Annotated in this window: 12 protein-coding genes; 9 read left to right on the top strand and 3 right to left on the bottom strand. The window is 71.6% G+C overall.

Features of this window, described 5'->3' with window-relative positions; translation table 11 throughout:
• Nucleotides 1–461 precede the first annotated feature (461 nt).
• On the bottom strand, nt 462–1,475 hold the full coding sequence (locus tag ACZ3II_RS41710) for a hypothetical protein (protein WP_465526092.1): 1,014 nt from the start codon (nt 1,473–1,475) through the stop codon (nt 462–464).
• Nucleotides 1,476–1,597: 122 nt separating this feature from the next.
• On the opposite strand from ACZ3II_RS41710, the gene ACZ3II_RS41715 reads away from it, so the two are divergent.
• The 3 genes from ACZ3II_RS41715 to ACZ3II_RS41725 are packed head-to-tail and all read left to right on the top strand — an operon-like array spanning nt 1,598 to nt 5,954.
• Entirely contained in the window at nt 1,598–4,237 is a 2,640-nt protein-coding gene (locus ACZ3II_RS41715) for a valine--tRNA ligase (protein WP_465526094.1), read from the top strand.
• The gene (locus ACZ3II_RS41720) at nt 4,234–5,559 is read left to right on the top strand and encodes a bifunctional folylpolyglutamate synthase/dihydrofolate synthase (protein WP_465526096.1); all 1,326 of its coding nucleotides are present in this window, start codon (nt 4,234–4,236) and stop codon (nt 5,557–5,559) included. Before ACZ3II_RS41715 ends, ACZ3II_RS41720 begins: the two co-directional genes overlap by 4 nt.
• A gap of 20 nt (nt 5,560–5,579) precedes the next feature.
• Nucleotides 5,580–5,954: a DUF4233 domain-containing protein gene (locus ACZ3II_RS41725; RefSeq protein WP_465526098.1), complete on the top strand. Its 375-nt coding sequence runs from the start codon at nt 5,580–5,582 to the stop codon at nt 5,952–5,954.
• Between the two features lie 54 nt (nt 5,955–6,008).
• On the opposite strand, the gene ACZ3II_RS41730 is transcribed toward ACZ3II_RS41725, so the two are convergent.
• Complete coding sequence (locus ACZ3II_RS41730) at nt 6,009–10,475, bottom strand: VOC family protein (protein ID WP_465526100.1); 4,467 nt, start codon at nt 10,473–10,475, stop codon at nt 6,009–6,011.
• A gap of 148 nt (nt 10,476–10,623) precedes the next feature.
• Here ACZ3II_RS41730 and ndk point away from each other — a divergent pair, with 148 nt between their 5' ends.
• The 3 genes from ndk (at nt 10,624) to ACZ3II_RS41745 (ending at nt 15,382) form a co-directional block, all read left to right on the top strand.
• Nucleotides 10,624–11,040: a nucleoside-diphosphate kinase gene (ndk, locus tag ACZ3II_RS41735; protein ID WP_043526307.1), complete on the top strand. Its 417-nt coding sequence runs from the start codon at nt 10,624–10,626 to the stop codon at nt 11,038–11,040.
• 425 nt (nt 11,041–11,465) lie between these two features.
• A complete protein-coding gene (ileS, locus tag ACZ3II_RS41740; protein WP_465526102.1) occupies nt 11,466–14,582 on the top strand; it encodes an isoleucine--tRNA ligase in 3,117 nt (1,038 codons plus the stop codon).
• 131 nt (nt 14,583–14,713) lie between these two features.
• Nucleotides 14,714–15,382, top strand: coding sequence for a lysophospholipid acyltransferase family protein (locus ACZ3II_RS41745; protein ID WP_465526104.1), 669 nt, complete (start codon nt 14,714–14,716; stop codon nt 15,380–15,382).
• 147 nt (nt 15,383–15,529) lie between these two features.
• Here the strand turns inward: ACZ3II_RS41745 and ACZ3II_RS41750 are convergent, their stop codons facing one another.
• The gene (locus ACZ3II_RS41750; protein ID WP_465526106.1) at nt 15,530–16,996 is read right to left on the bottom strand and encodes a hypothetical protein; all 1,467 of its coding nucleotides are present in this window, start codon (nt 16,994–16,996) and stop codon (nt 15,530–15,532) included.
• Between the two features lie 281 nt (nt 16,997–17,277).
• Here ACZ3II_RS41750 and ACZ3II_RS41755 point away from each other — a divergent pair, with 281 nt between their 5' ends.
• From ACZ3II_RS41755 to ACZ3II_RS41765, 3 genes are read left to right on the top strand one after another with little or no spacing between them, the layout of a single operon-like run.
• Nucleotides 17,278–18,075, top strand: a complete 798-nt coding sequence (locus tag ACZ3II_RS41755; RefSeq protein WP_465526108.1) for an alpha/beta fold hydrolase — start codon at nt 17,278–17,280, stop codon at nt 18,073–18,075.
• A 29-nt stretch (nt 18,076–18,104) separates the two neighbouring features.
• Nucleotides 18,105–20,618 (top strand): SpoIIE family protein phosphatase, encoded by a 2,514-nt coding sequence (locus tag ACZ3II_RS41760; protein WP_465526110.1) that lies wholly within the window; start codon nt 18,105–18,107, stop codon nt 20,616–20,618.
• Nucleotides 20,615–20,959, top strand: a complete 345-nt coding sequence (locus ACZ3II_RS41765) for an STAS domain-containing protein (protein ID WP_465526112.1) — start codon at nt 20,615–20,617, stop codon at nt 20,957–20,959. The genes ACZ3II_RS41760 and ACZ3II_RS41765 overlap by 4 nt, the downstream gene beginning before the upstream one ends.
• The last annotated feature ends 2 nt before the right edge of the window (nt 20,960–20,961 follow it).

The following is a 20,961-nucleotide window of genomic DNA, read 5'->3' on the forward strand; positions in this document are numbered from 1 at the left end:
AGGGCGGTCAGGCTTGATCCCTTCGTGGGCACCACCGCCGGCAAAACCTAGGCCACAACCACCCGGGCGTGGCTGGCGGCCCACGCCAATCCCGAACCCCCCCCAGAGGCCCGGACCGTGGCTGCGGCAGGTGCGCTGGCCGCGGATAGAAATGCGGACGTCGCTACTGACAGCAAGGCCCCCAGCCGAACGCCAGGCCCGCGAAGGGTCTCCGGCCACCCCCGGCCCGCAGCGCCCTCCGGTCGCCAGCCGTCGCCGAGACCCGCTACCCAGGTTCCATAGGGCACCTCAGCGACGGCCGACCCCTCGAGCCGTCGCTGAGGTGCCCTATGCAAGCACCGACGAGCGGCCCGGGCGACGGCTGAGGAGTCCGGCCGTCGCTCAGGCTCGTTTGTGAGTGGTGGTAGGCGGGCTGAGGGACGGCTCGAGAGGTGGTGGGGCAGGAAAGAGAGTAGGGCTGGTTAGTTGCGGGTTTGGATGGCGGAGCGGAGGGTGCGCATCAGAGGGGCGGCCTCGGGCTCGGTGCGGTTGGGGAACATGGCGAGGGCGAGGCTGCCGTGGTCGGCCCAGCCGCAGACGGTGATGTCGCCGTCGGAGGAAGTGGTGAGGCCGCACTTCATGGTTCCGCCGAGAGGGCCGGCGTCGACCTCGTGGAGGTTGGTGACGGCGCCCTGGTCGTCGCTGACGAGGGAGAAGGCGGAGTCCAGGTCGCTTTCGGGGGACCACAGGAGGGTGGTTCCGCCGAAGAAGAGGACGGTCTTCTCCGCGGTGTCCGTGTAGACGGCGCCGACGGCCTTGGTCATGGAGATCTCGGCGGAGAGGGCGCTCTGCAGATAGTCGGCGGTTGCGGTGGCCTCCTCGCTGTCGTCGAGGGCCAGGGTGCCGATCTTGGTGGGGGTGGAGAGGTTGGTCTGGCGCTGGGTGTTCACCTGCCAGCCGAACCAGCCGATGGTGACGGCGCCCGCCAGGGCCACGACGAGCAGGGTCGACAGGACGATGGTGCGGGTCCGGCGGCTGCGGGGGGTGGCGGCGGGAGTGGGCTCGTCGTCGTCGGGGGCGGTCAGGCGGAACGGAGTGTCCTCGCCGTGGTCGCCGGCGCTCAGCTCGACATGCCGTTCGGAAGTGTGGGCGCTCGCCTCGGCCGGTGCGAGGACCGAGGCGCCGGGAACGGCGACCGGGGCGCCGGGATGGGGGTCCGGGGCGCCGGGATGGGGGTCCGGGACGCTGGGATCCGGGTCCTGAGCGCTGGGATCGGGGTCCTGAGCGCCGGGAGCGGGGACCGGGACGCTGAGATCAGGAGCCGAGGCGCTGGGATCAGGGACCGGGGCGCTAGGAGCCGTGACCGGGGCGCTAGGAGCGGGGACCTGGGCGCTGGGAACGGTGTCGGGGGAGGGCTGGGCCGCGACGGCGGGGGCCTCGGCGGGATCCTGGATGGGATCGGGGGAGGCTTGGGTGGGCTGGCCGCGGTCCGACATCAGGCGAGCCTATCGCGGGTGACCAAGGGGAGCGGGAGTGGTTGGACCGCGATTCGGGGCGTGCGCGTCGTCCGGAGGAGGTGCGAATGGGGGCGGCCGGTGGGGATCCGTAGACTTGTCGGGTGACCGATGCGACCGAACCCCGTACCCCCGACAGCCGGCCCACCGGTGGCCTCTCCGCCCAGTACCAGCCGGGCGAGGTAGAGCAGCGGCGGTACGAGCGGTGGGTATCGGAGGGCTACTTCACGGCGGACCCGAAAAGTGACAAGCCGCCGTTCACGATCGTGATCCCGCCGCCGAACGTGACCGGCTCGCTGCACGTGGGGCACGCCCTCGACCACACGATCCAGGACACCCTGGTCCGCCTCAAGCGGATGCAGGGCTTCGAGGTGCTGTGGCTGCCCGGCATGGACCACGCCGGCATCGCCACGCAGAACGTGGTGGAGCGGCAGCTCGCCGCCCAGCAGATGTCCCGGCACGACCTGGGCCGCGAGAAGTTCGTGGAGCGGGTCTGGGAGTGGAAGGCCGAGTCCGGCGGCAAGATCCTCGGCCAGATGCGGCGGCTGGGTGACTCCGTCGACTGGTCGCGTGAGCGTTTCACGATGGACGAGGGCCTCTCCCGGGCCGTGCAGACGATCTTCAAGAAGATGTTCGACGACGGGTTGATCTACCGGGCCAACCGGATCATCAACTGGTGCCCGCGCTGCCTGACCGCGCTCAGCGACATCGAGGTGGAACACACCGACGACGAGGGCGAGCTGGTCTCGATCCGCTACGGCGAGGGGGAGAACTCGATCGTCGTCGCCACCACCCGGGCCGAGACGATGCTCGGTGACACCGCGGTGGCCGTGCACCCCGACGACGAGCGGTACAAGCACCTGATCGGCACCGAGGTGGAGCTGCCGCTGACCGGCCGGCGCATCCCGATCGTGGCGGACGAGCACGTCGACCCGTCGTTCGGGACCGGCGCGGTGAAGGTGACCCCGGCCCACGACCCGAACGACTTCGAGATCGGCCAACGGCACGGGCTGCCGAGCCCCGCCATCATGAACGAGCGCGCGGTCATCACCGTACCCGGGCCGTTCGAAGGTCTTGATCGTTATGAGGCCCGCCCCGCCATCGTGGCCGCGCTGCGTGAGCAGGGCCGGATCGTCGCGGAGAAGCGGCCTTACCTGCACTCGGTCGGCCACTGCTCGCGGTGCAAGACGACCGTCGAGCCGCGGCTGTCGCTGCAGTGGTTCGTCAACACCAAGCCGCTCGCGCAGGCCGCCGGTGACGCGGTCCGGGACGGCCGGGTCAAGATCGAGCCGGTGGAGCTGTCCAAGCGGTACTTCGCCTGGGTCGACAACATGCACGACTGGTGCATCTCCCGGCAGCTGTGGTGGGGCCACCGGATCCCGGTGTGGTACGGCCCGGAGGGCCAGATCGTCTGCGTCGGGCCGGACGAGCAGCCTCCCACCGGCGAGGGCTGGCACCAGGACGAGGACGTCCTCGACACCTGGTTCTCCTCGGGTCTGTGGCCGTTCTCCACGCTGGGCTGGCCGGAGCAGACCGCCGACCTGGAGAAGTTCTACCCGACCAGTGTCCTGGTCACCGGCTACGACATCCTGTTCTTCTGGGTCGCCCGGATGATGATGTTCGGGCTCTACGCGATGGACGGCAAGCAGCCGTTCGACGTGGTGAACCTGCACGGCATGGTCCGCGACCAGTTCGGCAAGAAGATGTCGAAGTCGTTCGGCAACGTCGTCGACCCGCTTGACTGGATCGACCGGTACGGCGCCGACGCCACCCGCTTCACGCTGGCCCGCGGCGCCAACCCCGGCTCCGACGTCCCGATCAGCGAGGAGTGGTGCCAGGGCTCCCGCAACTTCTGCAACAAGCTGTGGAACGCGACCCGGTTCGCCATGATGAACGGCGCCACGGTCAGCGGTGACCTGCCGGCGCCGAGCGAGCTGTCCGCCATCGACCGGTGGGTCCTGTCCCGGCTGCAGCACGTCACCGCCGAGGTGGACGGCTACTTCGCGGCGTACGAGTACGCGAAGGTCTGTGACGCCCTCTACCACTTCGCGTGGGACGACGTCTGCGACTGGTACCTGGAGCTGAGCAAGCCGGTCCTGGCCTCGGACACCGTCGAGGCGCAGCGCAGCCGGCGGGTCCTCGGGCACGTGCTGGACCAGCTGCTGCGGCTGCTGCACCCGGTCATCCCGTTCGTCACCGAGGAGCTGTGGATCGCCCTCACCGGCGGCGAGACCCTGATGAAGGCGGCCTGGCCGACGGTCGACCAGGCGCTCATCGACGACGCCGCCGAGGAGGAGCTGGCCGCCCTGCAGAAGGTGGTCACCGAGGTCCGCCGGTTCCGTTCCGACCAGGGGCTCAAGCCGAGCCAGCGGGTCACCGCCGCGCTCACCGGCCTGGGCAACGTCGGCATCGGCGCGCACGAGCCGCTGATCCGTTCGCTGGCCCGGCTCGACGCGCCCGGCGCCGACTTCGCCACCACCGCCACCCTCGCGGTGACCGGTGGGGTGACCGTCGACCTGGACACCCGCGGCGCCATCGACGTGGCCGCCGAGCGGGCCCGCCTGGAGAAGGACCGGGCCGCCGCCGAGAAGGAGGCGACCCAGTGCCGGGCCAAGCTCGGCAACGAGTCGTTCATCGGGAAGGCCCCGGAACAGGTGGTCGCGAAGATCAAGGACCGGCTCGCGGCGGCCGAGGCCGATCTGGTCCGGATCGCTGCCGCTCTCCAGGCGCTGCCCGCATCATGAGCGACTACAACGAGGCCGAGGCCGCGCTGAACGAGCGCGGCTTCACCCGCATGGTCTTCGACATGCAGAAGATCCGGGACCTGATGGACGTGCTGGGCAGCCCGCAGCGGGCCTACCCGGCGATCCACCTGACCGGCACCAACGGCAAGACCAGCACGGCCCGGATGATCGACTCGCTGCTCCAGGCGCACGGGCTGCACACCGGCCGCTACACCAGCCCGCACCTGGAGACGGTCCGCGAGCGGATCAGCCTGGACGGCGAGCCGGTCTCCGAGGAGCGCTTCGTCGCCACCTACAACGACGTGGCGCCGCTGGCTGAGCTGATCGACGCCCGTAACCCCGAGCCGCTGACCTACTTCGACATGACGACGGCCATGGCGTACGCGGCGTTCGCTGACGCTCCCGTCGACATCGCGGTCGTCGAGGTCGGGCTCGGCGGCGAGGAGGACGCCACCAACGTCATCGAGGCGGGCGTGTGCGTGCTCACCCCGATCGGGCTCGACCACACCGAGTGGCTCGGTGACACGATCGAGGACATCGCCTGGCACAAGGTCGGCATCATCCACCACGGCGCCACCGTCGTCACGGCGCTGCAGACCGAGGAGGCCATGCGGCCGATCCTCGAACGCTGTGCGGACATGGGCGCGACCCTGGCCCGCGAGGGCAGCGAGTTCGGCGTCATCGAGCGGCATCAGGCGGTCGGTGGGCAGCTGCTGAGCCTGCAAGGGCTCGGTGGCGCGTACCACGAGATCTTCCTGCCCCTCTTCGGCGCCCACCAGGCGCAGAACGCCGCCATCGCGCTCGCCGCGGTCGAAGCGTTCCTCGGCGCCGGGCCCGGCAAGCAGCTCGAAGCCGACCTGGTCCGGGAGGGTTTCGCTCGGGTCGACTCGCCCGGCCGGCTCGAACGGGTCCGCAGCGCGCCGACCATTCTGCTCGACGGCGCGCACAACCCGCACGGGATGACCGCCACGGTCGCCGCGCTGGAGGAGGAGTTCACCTTCCGGCACCTGGTGGCGGTGCTGTCGGTGCTCGGCGACAAGGACGTGACCGGCCTGCTCGAACTCCTCGAGCCGGTGGTCGCGCGGATCGTCGTCACCCAGAACAGCTCTCCGCGCGCTCTGCCCGCCGTCGAGCTCGGCCGGCTGGCGATCGAGGTCTTCGGGGAGGATCGCGTGACGGTCGCCTCGGACATGCCGGACGCCATCGAGGAAGCGGTGGTTCTCGCCGAAGAGGACGCGTCCGGGGAGCTGAGCGGGGTCGGCGTGCTGATCACCGGTTCGGTGGTGACCGTCGCCGACGCGCGGAAACTGCTCAAACGGTGACCGGTCCGGAGGAGGACGCGATGTCTGCCGAGACGACTCCGGCTGCCGCGGGGCCACGGCCGTCCGGGCTTCGCAACCCCCAGGCCGCGGTACGTGGCCTCGGCGCCGGAACCCTGTCCCTCGAAGTGATCGTGATGCTTCTCATGATCGCGCCACTGACGGTGATCGCCGGGGACCGCAGCGGCCCGGCGATCGCGGTGGTCCTCGTGCTGGCGGCGGCCGCGGTCGTGGTGGCCGGCTGCATGAGACGAAGCTGGGCGTGGGGTGCCGGGACCGCCGTTCAGGTGCTGCTGATCGCGGGCGGTTTCCTGCACTGGACGCTCGCGGCGGTCGGCGTGATCTTCGGGCTGGCGTGGGCGTACGCGCTGCACGTACGCCGTACCATCCTGGGTTGATCGTGAATTGAGCCGCGACCAGCGGAAAACCGCTGGTCGCGGCTCTTTCGTAAGTCAGCCGACGGCGCGCCACTGGGTGATGGCGATGTTGTGGTTGTCCGGGTCACGGAAAGTGGCCGACCACAGTTCCAGCTTGTCGCCACGGTTCACCGCGCGGGGCGAGTGGACGAACTTGACGCCCTTGTCACGAAGCTCGGCGTGAATCGCTTCGATGTCGCCGACCTCCAGATTCAGATAGATCAGGCGGCCCGCGTCGGACGTCAGATTGTGCACGGTACGCAACACCAGCCGCGTGTCGCCCGAAGCCAGCACGGCGCTGCCGTCCCCGTTGTCGATCTCGAAGAAGCCGAGCGTGTCCCGGTAGAACCGCATCGACCGTTCCAGATCGGTGACGAGAATGGTGATGCCGACACCGTGAATCGCACCGGCCGGGCCGGGGCGGGCGCTCGGGTAGGCGGTGATCACGTCACCGGCGCGCTCGTCGGGCTGGCGGCGGCCGCTGAAATCACCCCACGGGCTGCCCTGGCGCTGCTCGTCGTCGTCCGTGACGTCGTCGGAGTGCGCCGTCGGGAACGCGTCCGGCGAGACGGCAGCCCGGCCCACCGCCACACCGATGATCCCGTCCCGGAGGGCGGACGGGTGGGGCATCGGCGCCTGACTTCGGGGCTCGCGTGGTTGCGCCGGCTGGGGCCCGGTTCCGCTGACGAGCCGCTGACCTGCCGTTCCCGGTGACGTGGCGCCGGCGGGCTGCGGTCCGGTTCCGCTGACGAGCCGCTGGCCGGCGGCCTGCTGGCCGGACCGGCCCGGCATCGGGGCTGGAACGGTGGGATCCCCCGGAGACGGCTGCGTGGCGGACGGCGGGTGTGCGCGGTCCTGCGGGGACGGCTCGGTGGGCGGGGGCGTGATGATGCCGTCGGATCGGGCGCCGGAAGCCTGCGGCCGGTTCTCCGGGGTCGGCTCGGGGTTGTCGTGGATCGGCAGGTCGGCGCCGATCGGGAAATCCGGGTCGAGCGGGATGTCGATCTGGTCGATACCGGGAAGCGACCCGTCGTCGTGGGCGATGGTCGGCCGGGGCGCGCTCGGGAACAGGCGATCCGGGACCGGAGCTGCCGGCGGCGGCGTCACCGGGGACGGGGCATGCGGCGCCGACGAGACCGGCGCCGGCGCGTGCGGCGCGGACGAGGGGGTCGGCTCCGGTCGCGGCTGTGCCGGGTAGGCGGTTGCGGCAGGCTCCGGCCGGACCGGTCGCGCCACCGGGGGCGTCCTGTCTTCCTCCGGCCGTGTGACCGGCGTTGCGGAGGGCCGGTCGTCGCCCTCCTCCGGGCGCGGGATCGGCCGGGCGGGGGGCGCGGCTTCGTCGGGCCATGCTGTTCCGGCCGGCGTCGCGACCTCGTCGGCCCGCGTCGGTACGGCTGCCTCCGGGCGGGCGGTGCGCGCCGGCGGCGAGGTGCCTTCCGGGGCTGCGGTCGTCGAAGGGACGTCGGCGTCGTCGCCCGGCTGCATGAAGAACCGGGTACGGCTGCCGAGCGGCCGGGCGTCGACGTTCGGCGGGATCGGAGTGGCTGCCTGTCCGGTGGAGGGTGGTGGCGCCCACGGGTTGTCGTACTCGGTGGCTCGCGCCGTCGACTGGGGGTCACCGGTGGTCGAAGTATCCGGCCGGTTCCCGGTGTCGTCGCCGGCGGGCTCGCTGACTCGGGCTGCGCTGGTCGGTGGCTCGGTGTCAGTCGGGTCGCTGTCCGGCTGTGCGGTGCTGCTTTCCGCGGTGGAGTGTTCCGATGCCGGGCGGGCGGGTGGAGCCCAGGGGATGCCGGGTTCCTGGGCCGGGCGTTTCGCGGCTGGGGAGATCGGCTGGGCGGACGGCGGCTGTGTATCAGCAGCGGAGGCAGGGCGGGCGGGGGCGGCCCAGCGTTCGTCCGGTTGAGGGCGCCGGGAGACCGGGCTCTGCGCCGGGGGGATCGGTGGTGCCGGTGGTGGGGTGGTGTGGGAAGGACGGGCCCAGGCCTCCTGCTCGCGGGACTGGGCGGCGGAGCGGGTGTCCTGTTCGCGGGCGGGGCGTGGGTTCTCCTCCGGGGCCGGCACGGTCTGACCACGGGACGAGGGGGTAGACCGAACGTTCTGTTCGGGGGAAGGGCGGGCGCTTTGCTCCCTGGCTGGTGCGGTGGGCCCTCTGCCCTGCTCGCGGTCGGAGGTGGCAGGGCGGGAACGGTGTGCCGGAGGCGGTGGGGCGGCGTGGCCCGGGCGGGGAACCGGCGGTGGCGGGGGTGCCGGAGCGTCGGCCGGGCGGGGAGCCGGCGGGGGTGGCGGCGTTTCCCCGGGGCGGCGCGGGACGCGCGTCGCAGGTGAGACCGGGTCGACGGGGCCGGTGGAACGGCTGCGTCCGGACGTCTCGGGGGCGCGCCCGGAGCCGGATGTCTCGGGACTGCGCCCGTAGTCGGACGTCCCGGAAGGACGGCCGGAAGTGACGGGTCCGCTCCGAGACGGCTTGGTGGGCTGCGCCGGGATGTCTCCGCTGGAGGAACGGGTGGTTGCGGATTCGGCCCGAGGCCGGGGTGGGTTCGTCCGGGTTTCGGCGGTCGGTTGTGCGGGAGCCGCCGAACGAGCGGCGGCAGCGGTGGCGCCCGCGGCGGCAACACCTGCGGCCGCTGCGCCCGCGGCGGTGGTCCGTGCGTCGGTCGTGCCGGCGGCGGGATCTGTGGTGCCGGCCCGGTCCGTGGCCTCGCTGGCCGTGGCCGTCCGGTTCGTGGCGTCGGCGGCGGGGTCAGCTGAGCTGCCGATGGTCTCCCGGTCCGCGGAACTGCTTGTGGCCGGATCCGCGAAGGTGCCGGCGGTGACCCGGTCCGTGGAGGCGCCGGGGGTGGCGGGGTCCGTGGAGGTGCCGGTTCGGTCAGCTGGGGCGGTGGAGTCTGTGGTGGTGCGTTCCGCGGCCGGGCCGGCGGCTGTGGGAGCGCTGGTCGGCAGGGGCTGCGTGGGTGGGCCGTCCAGGTCCAGGTCGATCAGGGGGTCGGGTTCGGCCGGAGTGCTGGTGCGTGACTCGGTGGAGGTTCGCTGGGCCGGTGGGGCCGTCGGCGCGGCCTGGGGTGGGACGCCCGTGGCGGTCTGCGGCACGGCGGTGGTGGTGGTCGTGGTGGCGGAGCCGGCCTCGTGTTCGGCATGCGTGTCCGCGCTGGTGGGGCGGTTGAGCGTGGTGGGCGTACCGGCGGAAGGGGTTTGGTGGAACGCCGTGGCGCTGGAAGCCGCACGCGGGCGGGGGCTCGGTGGGGCGCCGGGCGGTCGGCCGGAGGCCGCGCCCGAAGGGGTGCGGGAGGCGAAACCGGTGTACGCGCTGCCGCCGGGTGGTTGCCGACCCTCGTCCGGAGCGGGGGATGTGATGAGGGTCGGACCCGTTTCGGAGAAGGCGGCCGGGCGAGTGGGTTCCGGGTCGATGCCGGCGGTGGACCGTGCCGGGCGGGACTCGTCGTGGTCGGCCGGTGAGGGCGGGCCATCGGGATCGGCTGGTGTGGTCGAAAAGCCAGGATCGCCCGGCCCACCCGAAACATCAGGATCAGCCGGCTTGGGGTGAAAGTCTGGATTGTCCGAGGGATTCGGTTCGCCCGGAGAGGCGGGGTCGGACCGCCGCTCGGAAGTGGGGCGCGGGCTCGTGTCGGCGGTGAGATCGTCGTCGAGGTCGAGGTCCGCGTTCAGGTCCGGGTCGGTCCAGGACGGGGGTGGCTGGTCGTCGGGGTCGTCCGGGCCGACCGGGGTGGCGGCGGCGGGCCGCGACCCGAAACGGCGGGCGTTGCCCGCCCGGCGGGGCAGCGGCGGGGGCTCCTCGTCGGCGCCGACCACCTGGCCCTCGACGATGGTGCCGGCCGGGGTGTCGCGGACCACGACGGGTGTGGCGGTGCGGCGGGCGTACGTGGTGGCAGCCGCCCGCGGACCGGACCCGGGCGGCGGCGGGGGCGGCGGATCGCCGGAGTCGACGTCCCAGTCGTCGCGGCGGCCCTCCCACGGGGCGGGGTCGACGGCGCCGAACAGTTCGTCGTCGAGTTCGTTGTCCGGGCGCGAGGCGGCTTGCGGCTGCGGTGGCGGCGGCGGGTCCTCGCCCTCGAGGCGGGCCGGGGCGTCGCGCCAGTTGACCCGCACCCGCCGGGTGTCGTCGACGTCGACGGTGATCGGCACGGTGGTGCCGGGCAGCGGCCATTTCTCCACCGGGACCCGGGACTCGCGGACGATCGTGTCGAAGGCGCCGAGGCCGGGCGCGACCACGATGAGTTCGAGGGTGGCGCGGCCGTACGCCCCGGCGACCGGGGCCGGGGTGATCGACTTGACCTCGGCGGTGCCGGCCACGGTGGCGCGGCCGCGGCGGGACACCTTCATGAACGCGACGACGACGGCCACGGCGAGCACCGCGACGCCGAACACGGCGACCGGCGGACTCCCCATGCCGAGACCGAAAACGATCACAAAGATCGCCAGCGTGGCGATGATCGCCGCCACCAGTCTGCGCGCCGGGGCGATGGGCCGGCCGGTCTGGTTCGCCACTGTGGACCTCCCGGTAGTTCCCGTCAGGTTATGACCCGGCGGCGCGTCCGCGAAAGTGCGCCGGTCCGGACATCGCCGCTCGCCCCGTTCGCGGTACCGATAGGCTGAACTCCCGCGTGTCGGCCTGCCCTTGCAACGGAGGAACTGCGTGTCCAGCACCACCGAGCGTTCGCTCGTCCTCATCAAGCCCGACGCGGTCCGCCGCGGGCTCCTCGGTGAGATTCTGTCCCGTTTCGAGCGTAAGGGCCTGGTCGTCGAAGCGCTGGAGTTGCGCACGATGGACGCGTCGCTGGCCGACGCCCACTATGCCGAGCATGTGGACAAGGCCTTCTACCCGCCGCTGAAGGACTTCATGACGAGTGGCCCGCTGGCCGCCTTGGTCCTCTCCGGCGACTCGGTCATCGAGGTGGTCCGCGCGATGATCGGCGCGACCGACGGCCGTAAGGCGGCCGCCGGCACGATCCGTGGCGATCTGGCGCTCTCGAACCGGGAGAACCTGGTGCACGCCTCGGACTCCCCGGAGAGCGCGGAGCGCGAGCTGGCCCTCTGGTTCCCCAAGCTCTGAGGAACTGTCGGATCTTCAACTGTTCCGGGCCGGCCGGGCGCCGGGACTCCGCCGCGAGGAGTCCCGGCGGTGCGGCGGCCGTGCCCGGCGCCGAAGGGCCGGGCAGTTCTCCGCCGCGTCGGTGATCGGCAGGTATTGTCCGAGACCGATCATTCGCGCCGGTCGGCCGCCGCCCGGAAACGGATTTCAGGAGACCGGCTCGGGCCGGTATCGTGGTCGGCACGCGGGCTTTGAACCGGCCATCACCGGGGAGCCTTCGGAAGAACGGGCTCACCCCCTAGTAGAACCGGGCGGACCGGCACGCGCGTGCGCCGGCGAAATGAGCGGGCGGTTTCCCAGGACCGCCAAGCGAGGTGGTACCGCGGGCCTGCGACAGGCTCGTCCTCGCAGTCACGAGAAGTGAACTGCTTGAGGGGAAACACCAGATGGCCTATCCGAAGCACACTGACGCCACCGGCGTGCCGGCCAGCCCGGACCTGCCGGCCGTCGAGCGCGAGGTCCTCGAACACTGGGCCGCCGACAAGACGTTCGAGGCGTCCGTCGAGCAGCGCCCGGCCGGCGAGGACGGCGCGAACGAGTACGTCTTCTACGACGGCCCGCCGTTCGCCAACGGCCTGCCGCACTACGGGCACCTCTTCACCGGGTACGTGAAGGACCTGGTCCCGCGCTACCAGACGATGCGGGGCAGGCGGGTCGAGCGCCGATTCGGCTGGGACACCCACGGCCTGCCCGCCGAGGTGGAGGCGGAGAAGCAGCTCGGCATCACCAGCAAGGCGCAGATCGTCGACCTGGGCATCGACAAGTTCAACGAGGCCTGTCGCACGTCGGTGCTGACCTACACCAAGGACTGGGAGCGGTACGTCACGCGCCAGGCCCGGTGGGTGGACTTCGAGAACGACTACAAGACCCTCGACCCGGAGTACATGGAATCGGTCATGTGGGCGTTCAAGACGCTGCATGACAAGGGCCTGGTGTACGAGGGGTTCCGGGTTCTGGCGTACTGCTTCCGGTGCGAGACGCCGCTGTCCAACACCGAGACCCGGATGGACGACGTCTACCGGGACCGGACCGATCCCGCTCTAACCGTAAAATTCCGACTTGAGACCGGCGAAGACATCGCGGTCTGGACGACCACGCCGTGGACGTTGCCGTCCAACCTGGCGCTGGCGGTCGGCCCGGACATCGAGTACGCCGTTCTGGCGGACGAGGACGGGCAGAAGCTCATCGTGGGTGCGGGGCGCTTGGCCGCGTACGCCAAGGAGCTCGAAGGTTTCGAAAAGGTCGGCACGGTGCTGGGCAGTGAGCTGGTCGGGCGCCGTTACACTTCACTCTTCGACTTCCTCGTGGAGAAGGGCGGGGAGAACGCCTTCCAGGTCCTCGGCGCCGACTTCGTGACCACCGAGGACGGCACCGGCGTCGTCCACATGGCGCCGGCGTTCGGTGAGGACGACCAGAACGCCTGCAACGCCGCCGGCATCCCGACCGTCGTGACCGTGGACGACCACACCCGGTTCACCTCGCTGGTCCCCGACTACCAGGGCCTGCAGGTCTTCGACGCGAACAAGCCGGTGATCGCCACGCTCAAGGAGCGCGGTGTGGTGCTGCGGCACGACGGCTACCTGCACTCGTACCCGCACTGCTGGCGCTGTGACACCCCGCTCGTCTACAAGGCGGTGTCGTCCTGGTTCGTCGCGGTGTCGACGTTCCGGGACCGGATGGTCGAGCTGAACCAGCAGATCAGTTGGACGCCGTCGCACATCAAGGACGGTTCGTTCGGGAAGTGGCTGGCGAACGCCCGGGACTGGTCGATCTCCCGGAACCGGTTCTGGGGCTCGCCGATCCCGGTGTGGAAGTCGGACGACCCGTCGTACCCCCGGGTGGACGTCTACGGCTCCTACGACGAGATCGAACGCGACTTCGGGGTACGGGTCACCGACCTGCACCGCCCCTACGTGGACGAGCTCACCCGGCCCAACCCGGACGACCCGACCGGGAAGTCGGTCATGCGCCGCGTCCCCGAGGTGCTGGACTGCTGGTTCGAGTCGGGGTCGATGCCGTTCGCGCAGGTGCACTACCCGTTCGAGAACAAGGACTGGTTCGAGCACCACTACCCGGGCGACTTCATCGTCGAGTACATCGGGCAGACCCGAGGCTGGTTCTACACCATGCATGTGCTGGCCACGGCGCTGTTCGACCGGCCGGCGTTCCGCAACTGCCTGAGCCACGGCATCCTGCTGGGCGAGGACGGTCGCAAGATGTCCAAGTCTCTGCGGAACTACCCGGACGTGTACCGGGTGTTCGACACGTACGGCTCGGACGCCATGCGCTGGATGCTGATGTCGTCTCCGGTGCTCCGCGGTGGCGACATGCCGGTGACCGAGGTGGCGATCCGCGATTCGGTGCGTCAGGTGCTCCTGCCGCTCTGGAACGTCTGGTACTTCTTCAGCCTTTATGCCAATGCTTCGGCGTACGAGGCGAAATTCCGGACCGACTCCACGCACCTGCTCGATCGCTACATCCTCGCCAAGACGAACGAGCTGGTTCGCCAGGCCGAGAAACAGCTGGATGACTACGACATCTCGGGTGCGGCGGCAAGTGTCCGGAACTACCTCGACGCGCTGACCAACTGGTACGTGCGCCGCTCCCGGGACCGCTTCTGGGCCGGCGACGAGGACGCCTTCGACACCCTCGCCACCGTGCTGGAGACCCTCACCCGGGTGGTCGCCCCGCTCGCCCCGCTGACCGCCGAGGAGATCTGGCGCGGCCTCACCGGTGGCCGTTCGGTGCACCTGACCGACTGGCCCTCGGCGGACACGTTCCCGGCCGACCACGAGCTGGTCGCCGCGATGGACGCGATCCGGGACGTCGCCTCGGCGGCCCTGTCGCTGCGCAAGGCGAAGGGCCTGCGGGTCCGGCTGCCGCTGGCGTCGGCGACCGTGGCCACCACGTCGGGAACGGCGCTGGCCGGCCTCGGTGACCTGCTCAAGGACGAGATCAACGTCAAGGACGTGGTCTTCACCGACGATGTCGCCGCGTACTGCCAGCAGGTCCTCACCGTCGTCCCGCGGGCGCTCGGCCCCCGGGTCGGCAAGCAGGTCCAGCAGGTCATCAAGGCGGTGAAGAGCGGCGACTGGCAGCTCGTCGACGGCGCCCCGGTCGCGGCCGGGGTCACCCTGGCCGAGGGGGAGTACGAGCTGAAGCTCGTCGCCGCCGACGTGGCGAACTCCGCTCCGCTGCCGGCCGGTGGCGGCGTTGTCGTGCTGGACACCGTGGTCACCCCGGAACTGGCCGCGGAAGGTCTGGCCCGGGACGTGATCCGGGTCGTGCAGCAGGCCCGCCGGGACGCGGACCTGGACGTCAGCGACCGGATCGCGCTGACCCTGTCGGCGTCCGGGCCGGTGCGGGCGGCGGTCGAGGCGTACCGGGAGTTCGTCGCCGGTGAGACGCTCGCCACGTCGGTGACGTTCGGCGACCTGACCGACGGCTTCGCCGGCGAGGTCGGCGACGGAGACCAGGTCAGGGTGGCCGTCTCGGCCGTGTGATTCAACCGATTGGCCCGGATGTTCGCCTGGTGTGGGCGAACATCCGGGCTGGGCCCACGCCACTGGGCACATCGCGCCGACTGTCGGCTAACCTCACAGCACCACACCCCCCACGCGTCCCGGAGGACGAGTTGCCGCTGCTCTACTCAATCGGCAAGGTCACCCTCGGCAAGTTGCTGATGACCGGCTGGCGGCCGCACGTCGAAGGCATCGAGCACATTCCGCAGACCGGCGGAGCGATCTTCGCGGGTAACCACCTCTCCGTCGCCGACGAACTCCTCCTCGGCGCCGTGGTTCCGCGTCATCTCGCGTTCTGGGCGAAATCGGACTACTTCACCGGCACCGGCGTCAAGGGCTGGTTCAACCGGCAGCTGATGGCCGGCGTCGGCGCGATCCGGGTCGAGCGGGCCGGTGGCCGCGCCGCCCTCACCGCCTTCGACGCAGCGATCCCCGCGCTGAGCGGCGGTGACCTGGTCGCCGTCTACCCCGAGGGGACCCGCTCGCCCGACGGCAGGCTCTACCGTGGCCGCACCGGCGTCGCCCGGCTGGCCGTCGCCGCCGGCGTCCCGATCATCCCGGTCGGCGTCCTCGGCACCGACAAGGTCCAGCCCATCGGCCGCCTCTTCCCGAAGCTGCAGCGCGGCGTCATCTCGGTCAAATTCGGCAAACCGATCGAGACGGTGGGACGGTCCGACGACCGGACCGCGCTGCGTGAACTCACCGACCAGGTGATGGCCGAGATCCAGAAGCTCACCGGCCAGGAATACATCCCCCGCTACGCCCCCAAACGCGGAGAATAACCCCTTTCTGGTACGCCGTGAGCCGCCCCGCGCCGGACCACCCCGTCCCGTGACCCCCTGCGCGACGTGGCTGCCCGGCCCGGGCCGCATCGCGGCCACCGGTGGCTTCGCGACGCCCGCGCCGGGTTCCGGCCCGGGGTGTGCGGTTCAGGCCGGCGCCAGGACCGATTCGCGGAGACGGATGACCAGGTCGGCGCTGTCGTCCAGGGAACGGCGGGTCAGCAGGACCGTGGCCAGGCTGCCGTGATCGGCCCAGCCGCAGGCGACCACCGACGTGCCGTCCAAGCGGCCGGTCCCGCACCGCTGGTACAGGCCGAACTCGCCGGCGTCGTACGTCTGCACGTCCTTCAGCCCGAGTGACTCCGACAGCCGGCTGAGCTGGCCGTCCAGGTCGGAGGCGGGGGTCAGGCGCAGGCCGGTGACGCCGAAGACGGTGACCCGCTTGCCCCGGGCGTCGGTGTAGAGGCCGGCGAACCCCTCCCCGTCCGCCCCGGCCTCCTGCAGCTGCTCGGCGAGGCGGCGGGCGGCCTTCTCCCCGGCGGCGGTGTCGCGCAGGCTGAGATCGGCGAACGAGTCCGGCAGGACGGCCGTCACCGGGTACTGGTTCAGGCCCGGGACGTGCTCCTGAATGTACGGCCGGCCCGTGACCAGCGCGGCCAGGACGACCAGCAGCAGGACGAGCCGCCGCAGCTTGCGCATCCGGCGCCGGGGCCGCGGCGGGGCCGGGGGAGCGGCCCACGGCGGGGTCACCGGCGGCCGGGACCGGCCCAGCGGGACGTGCGGCTGGACCGGGCCGCGGGCCGCCGGCTGGGGCGCCGGTCGCGCTGCCGGCTGTCGCCGCGGCGCGATCGTCGCGGCCTTCTGCCGCCAGGAACGCAGCTTGCCCGGTGCGGTCGCGGCCACCTCCTGGCCCTTGGCCGCTGCCTGCCGGCTCCAGGTCCGGAGCTTCTCGGGCGCCTCCGTCGCGGCGCGTTCGCCCCATTCGCGGAGTTTCGGTGGCAGGCCGGAGCCGGCCGGCGAGGGTGTGAGGGTGCCCGGCGCGGGAATCCCGCTGCGCCCGGCATTCCGGTCGACCGGCCGCTGGGCGGGAACCGTACCCGCCGGCGTCTCGCCCGGCGTGGCACCGGTGGGTGCGGGCGCGGCTGACGACGGAGCGGCGGTTCGGGGCGCGGCTGACGACGGAGCGGCGGGAGAGGGGTCGGTGCGGGTCGGCGGCTCGACGCGGGTCGCTGAAGCCGGGCTGTCCCGCCGGGCCGGGTCGTCGACGGTGGTGGGGTTGTCGAGCCGGGTGGGTGGTGACGCGGGGGTGGGGGCCAGGCCGGCGGGCGACGTCGAATACGCCTCCGCCCACACCGGGGTGTCCTGATCGGCCCACGGGTCGACGGCCGGAACGGCGGTGCGGTCGTCGTCTTCGCTGTCAGCCGAACCGGTGAATCTGTCGCGAATGCGCGACCATCGGGATCGCCGTGGCGACGGCTCCGGCACCATGGCCGCGCCGCTCCACCGCCCGGGGACCGCCGCGGTCGGCGGCTCGGCCCCGTCGGTTCCGGCGAACCGGGTGGGGTCGGGCATTCCGGCCGCCGGGGTGGTGTCTCCCGGCTGCTGGTCGACCATTTATCGGATCTCCTCCCGCGTGCCCGGACACGAGCCTCCAGCCCAGGTTAGGACCGGTTCGCCACCCGGACGCGAGGGCGGCTTACGGGCGCGGGCCACCAATGGCGGACAACGAGGGCGATGTGCGAAACGCTCCGGAGTCGTATGGTTACCCGGACCCGCATCGAGCGGCCCCCATGGGGCCGGAGAGTGCCCGGAGTCACGATCCGGAGTGCGACACATCATTCGCGTGCAGTTGGGGAGGGAGGGGCGCCCCCGGCCCGGGTGTGCGCCGCCATCGCATGAGTACGACACAGAGAAACGCCGTCACGATCTCGGGAGCCGAGTCACACCGGCCGATGCTGTTCGCTCACGGGTACGGCTGCGACCAGAACATGTGGCGTCACGTCACTCCGGCCTTCCAGGACACCCATCGGATCGTCCTCTTCGATCACGTCGGCAGTGGCCGGTCGGACCTGTCGGCCTACCGGGACTCCCGGCACGGCGCGCTCAGCGGCTACGCCGAGGACATCCTGGAGATCGTCCGGGAGCACGACCTGCGTGACGTGATCTTCGTGGGGCACTCGGTGAGCGCGATGATCGGTGTCCTGGCCGCGGTGCGGGAGCCGGACCGGTTCGCCGGGATCGTGATGGTCGGCCCGTCCCCGCGGTACATCGACGACGAGACCGACGGCTACGTCGGCGGGTTCCAGCGCGCCGACATCGAGCAGATGCTGGAGTCGCTGGACAGCAACTACCTGGGCTGGTCGAGCGCGATGGCCCCGGTGATCATGGGCAACCCGGACCGGCCCGAGCTGGGCGAGGAGCTGACGAACAGCTTCTGCATGACCGACCCGGAGATCGCCAAGAAGTTCGCCCGGGTCACGTTCCTCTCCGACAACCGCGCCGACCTGCCCCGGCTGCGGGTCCCCTCGCTGATCCTGCAGTGCACCGACGACGTCATCGCCCCGGCCGTGGTCGGCGAGTATGTGCACAAGCACACGCCGGACAGCACGTTCACGACTCTCAACGCGACCGGGCACTGCCCGAACCTGAGTGCCCCGGAGGAAACGGTTGACGCGATCAAGTCCTGGTTGTAGACAGCGGGCATGATCGGCGGAGCATTGGCGTGAGTGAATCTGGTGGGCCGGACGTGACACAGGAGTTACGACTGCCCTGGGACGACGATCCCGAGGACCTGTACGAGCACGCTCCCTGCGGATACCTGACGACGCTCCCGGACGGCACCATCGTCCGGGTCAACGAGACGTTCCTGAACTGGACCGGCTATTCCCGGGCCGACCTGATCGGCCTCAAACGGTTCCGTGACCTGCTGACCAAGAGCGACCAGATCTACCACGAGACGCACTACGCGCCGCTGCTGAACATGCAGGGCGAGGTGCACGAGATCGCGCTCGAGGTGGTCCGGTCGGATCGGCGGCCGGTGCCCACCCTGGTCAACTCGGTGCTGGAACGCGGGCCGACCGGGACGCCCCGGATCATCCGCACGATGATCTTCAACGCCACCGAGCGGCGCAGCTACGAGCGGGAGCTGCTGGCCGCCCGCCGGGCCGCCGAGTCCTCCGAGCAGCGGGTCCGGGTCCTGCAGCGGATAGTGGCCGACCTGGCGGCGGCCCCGACCGAGGCGGAGGTGGCGGAGGCCGTGGTGCGCGCGCCGGAGCCCGCCTTCCAGGCCACCAGCAGCAGCATCTACCTGACCGACACCGACTCGGACCGGCTGATCGCGGTCGCCTCGACCGATCCGACCACCGGCAACTGGGACGACATGCCCCGCTCGTCGACCCGGGCGGTCGCCGAGGTGGCCCGGCGCGGCGACCTGCACGTGGTCGGCACCCTGGCCGAGGCCGAGGAGCACTTCCCGGACCTGGCCGAGTCGATGCGCCGGTCCGAGCGGCGCAGTGTGGTGCTGCTCCCGCTGACCACCGGCCCGTCCGACGAGCAGGCCGGGGTGAACGTGCTCGGCGTCCTGGCGTTCAGTTTCCGCGAGGAGCGCGTCCTCACCGACGGTGAGCTGCGGGTCATCCGGCTGCTCGGGCAGCAGGCCGGGCAGGCGCTGGACCGGGCCCGGCTCTACGACGACGCCCGGCGCCGCGAGGAGCGCTCGTCGTTCCTGGCCCGCACCACGCGGGCGCTCGACGAGGAGCACCGGCTGATGCAGCGGGCCCGCAAGCTGGTCGAGCGGGTGGTCCCGGAGATCGCCGACTGGGCCCTGATCCGGTTGCAGGTCGGCCCGGCCGGCCTGGTCGAGTACCACGGCGGCCCGGCGCCCGACCCGGCGCGGATCGAGGAGCGGACGGCCGAGGCGGTGGAGACGGCGGCGCCGGTGTTCGCCACCGAGGGGGACGGACTGGGCTGCACCGTGCTGCCGCTGATCGTCCGCGGCCGGGTGCTCGGCACCCTGGCCGTCCGGATGGCCCCGGACCGGCGCGGCACCGAGGCCGAGCGGCTGTTCCTCGTCGACCTGGCCGACCGTACCGCCCTGGCCTGCGAGAACGCCCGCCTCTACGAGCAGGAGCGGGCCATCGCGCGGACGTTGCAGCGCAGCCTGCTGGCCGCGGACGTGCCGGGCGCCGACCCGAGGTTCGCGCTGGAGACCCACTACCAGGCCGCGGCCCAGGACATGGAGGTCGGCGGAGACTGGTACGACGCCTTCCTGATCACCGCGAACAAGCTGGCCGTGGTGGTCGGCGACGTGGTCGGGCGGGGTATCGAGGCGGCCACCACGATGGGCCAGCTGCGCAGCGCGATCCGGGCGCTGGCCTCGGCGGAGAACGGCCCGGCCCGGCTGCTGGAGGACCTGGACCGGTTCTGCGACCGGGTCGACTCGGCCCGGATGGCCACCCTGGTGTACGCCGAGGTCGACCTGCTCAGCAGCGAGGTGTCGTACGCCTGCGCGGGTCATCTGCCGCCCCTGCTGCACGAGCCCGCCGGCTCCCCGCAATATCTGCTGCAGGGCCGGTCGGCGCCGATCGGGTCCCGGGCCGGCGACCGCCGCCGGGTCGAGCACCGGATGCGCCTGGCCGCCGGGAGTCGCCTGCTGCTCTACACCGACGGCCTCATCGAGCGCCGGAACCGCGGACTCGACCGCGGTTTCGAGATCCTCGCCCGCGAGTACGCGCGACTGCGGGACGCCCCGCTCAAGGGCCTGACCGCGGGCCTGGCCGACACCCTGGTCGGCCGGGACCACGGCGACGACGTGTGCCTGCTCTGCCTCACCCTGGGCACCGAGGAGCGGCTGGAACGCTCGATCGGCGCCGACCCGCTGCAGATCGCCCTGCTGCGGGCGGACATGCGCGGCTGGCTCGCCGGGCACGGCGTGGACGTCGACTGTCTCAACGCGGTGCTGCTGGCGTGTTCCGAGGCGGTGGCCAACTCGATCGAACACGGGTACGCCGACGACCCGTTCGGGGTGGTCGACGTGTCCGCCACGATCAGCGCGGAGACGGTGGAGGTCCGGGTCACCGACCGGGGTGGCTGGCTCGGCGACGCGGAGCCGGCCGGCGACTTCACCCGGGGCCGGGGCCTGCAGCTCATCTACGAGTCGATGGACGAGGTGACGTTCGACCGCGGCGGCGAGGGGACGACGGTGATGATGCGCAGGCATAGGGGAACACCGCGATGACGGACGAGTGGGTGAGCTTCTCGCGGCGGGGGACGGCCGAGCTGGTCCATCTGAAGGGTGAGATAGACCTCGCGAACGCCAACGACATCGGCCGGGCCATCGTGGCCCGGACCACCGAGGCGGACGCCGTGCTGATCGATCTGACCGCGGTCTCGTTCCTGGACAGCGCCGGGGTGCGGCTGCTCGACTTCATCGTGGGAGATCTGGACGACCGGGGGAAGCCGATCCGGCTGGTCGTCGGGGAACGCGGGGCCGCCCGGATGACGCTGCAGCTCTGCGCGTTCCGTGCCGACCTGCTGGCGATCGACCTGGACAGGGCCGCGGCGGAACTGGAGCGGTAGGG

Source organism: Actinoplanes sp. NPDC019969 (assembly GCF_055562375.1).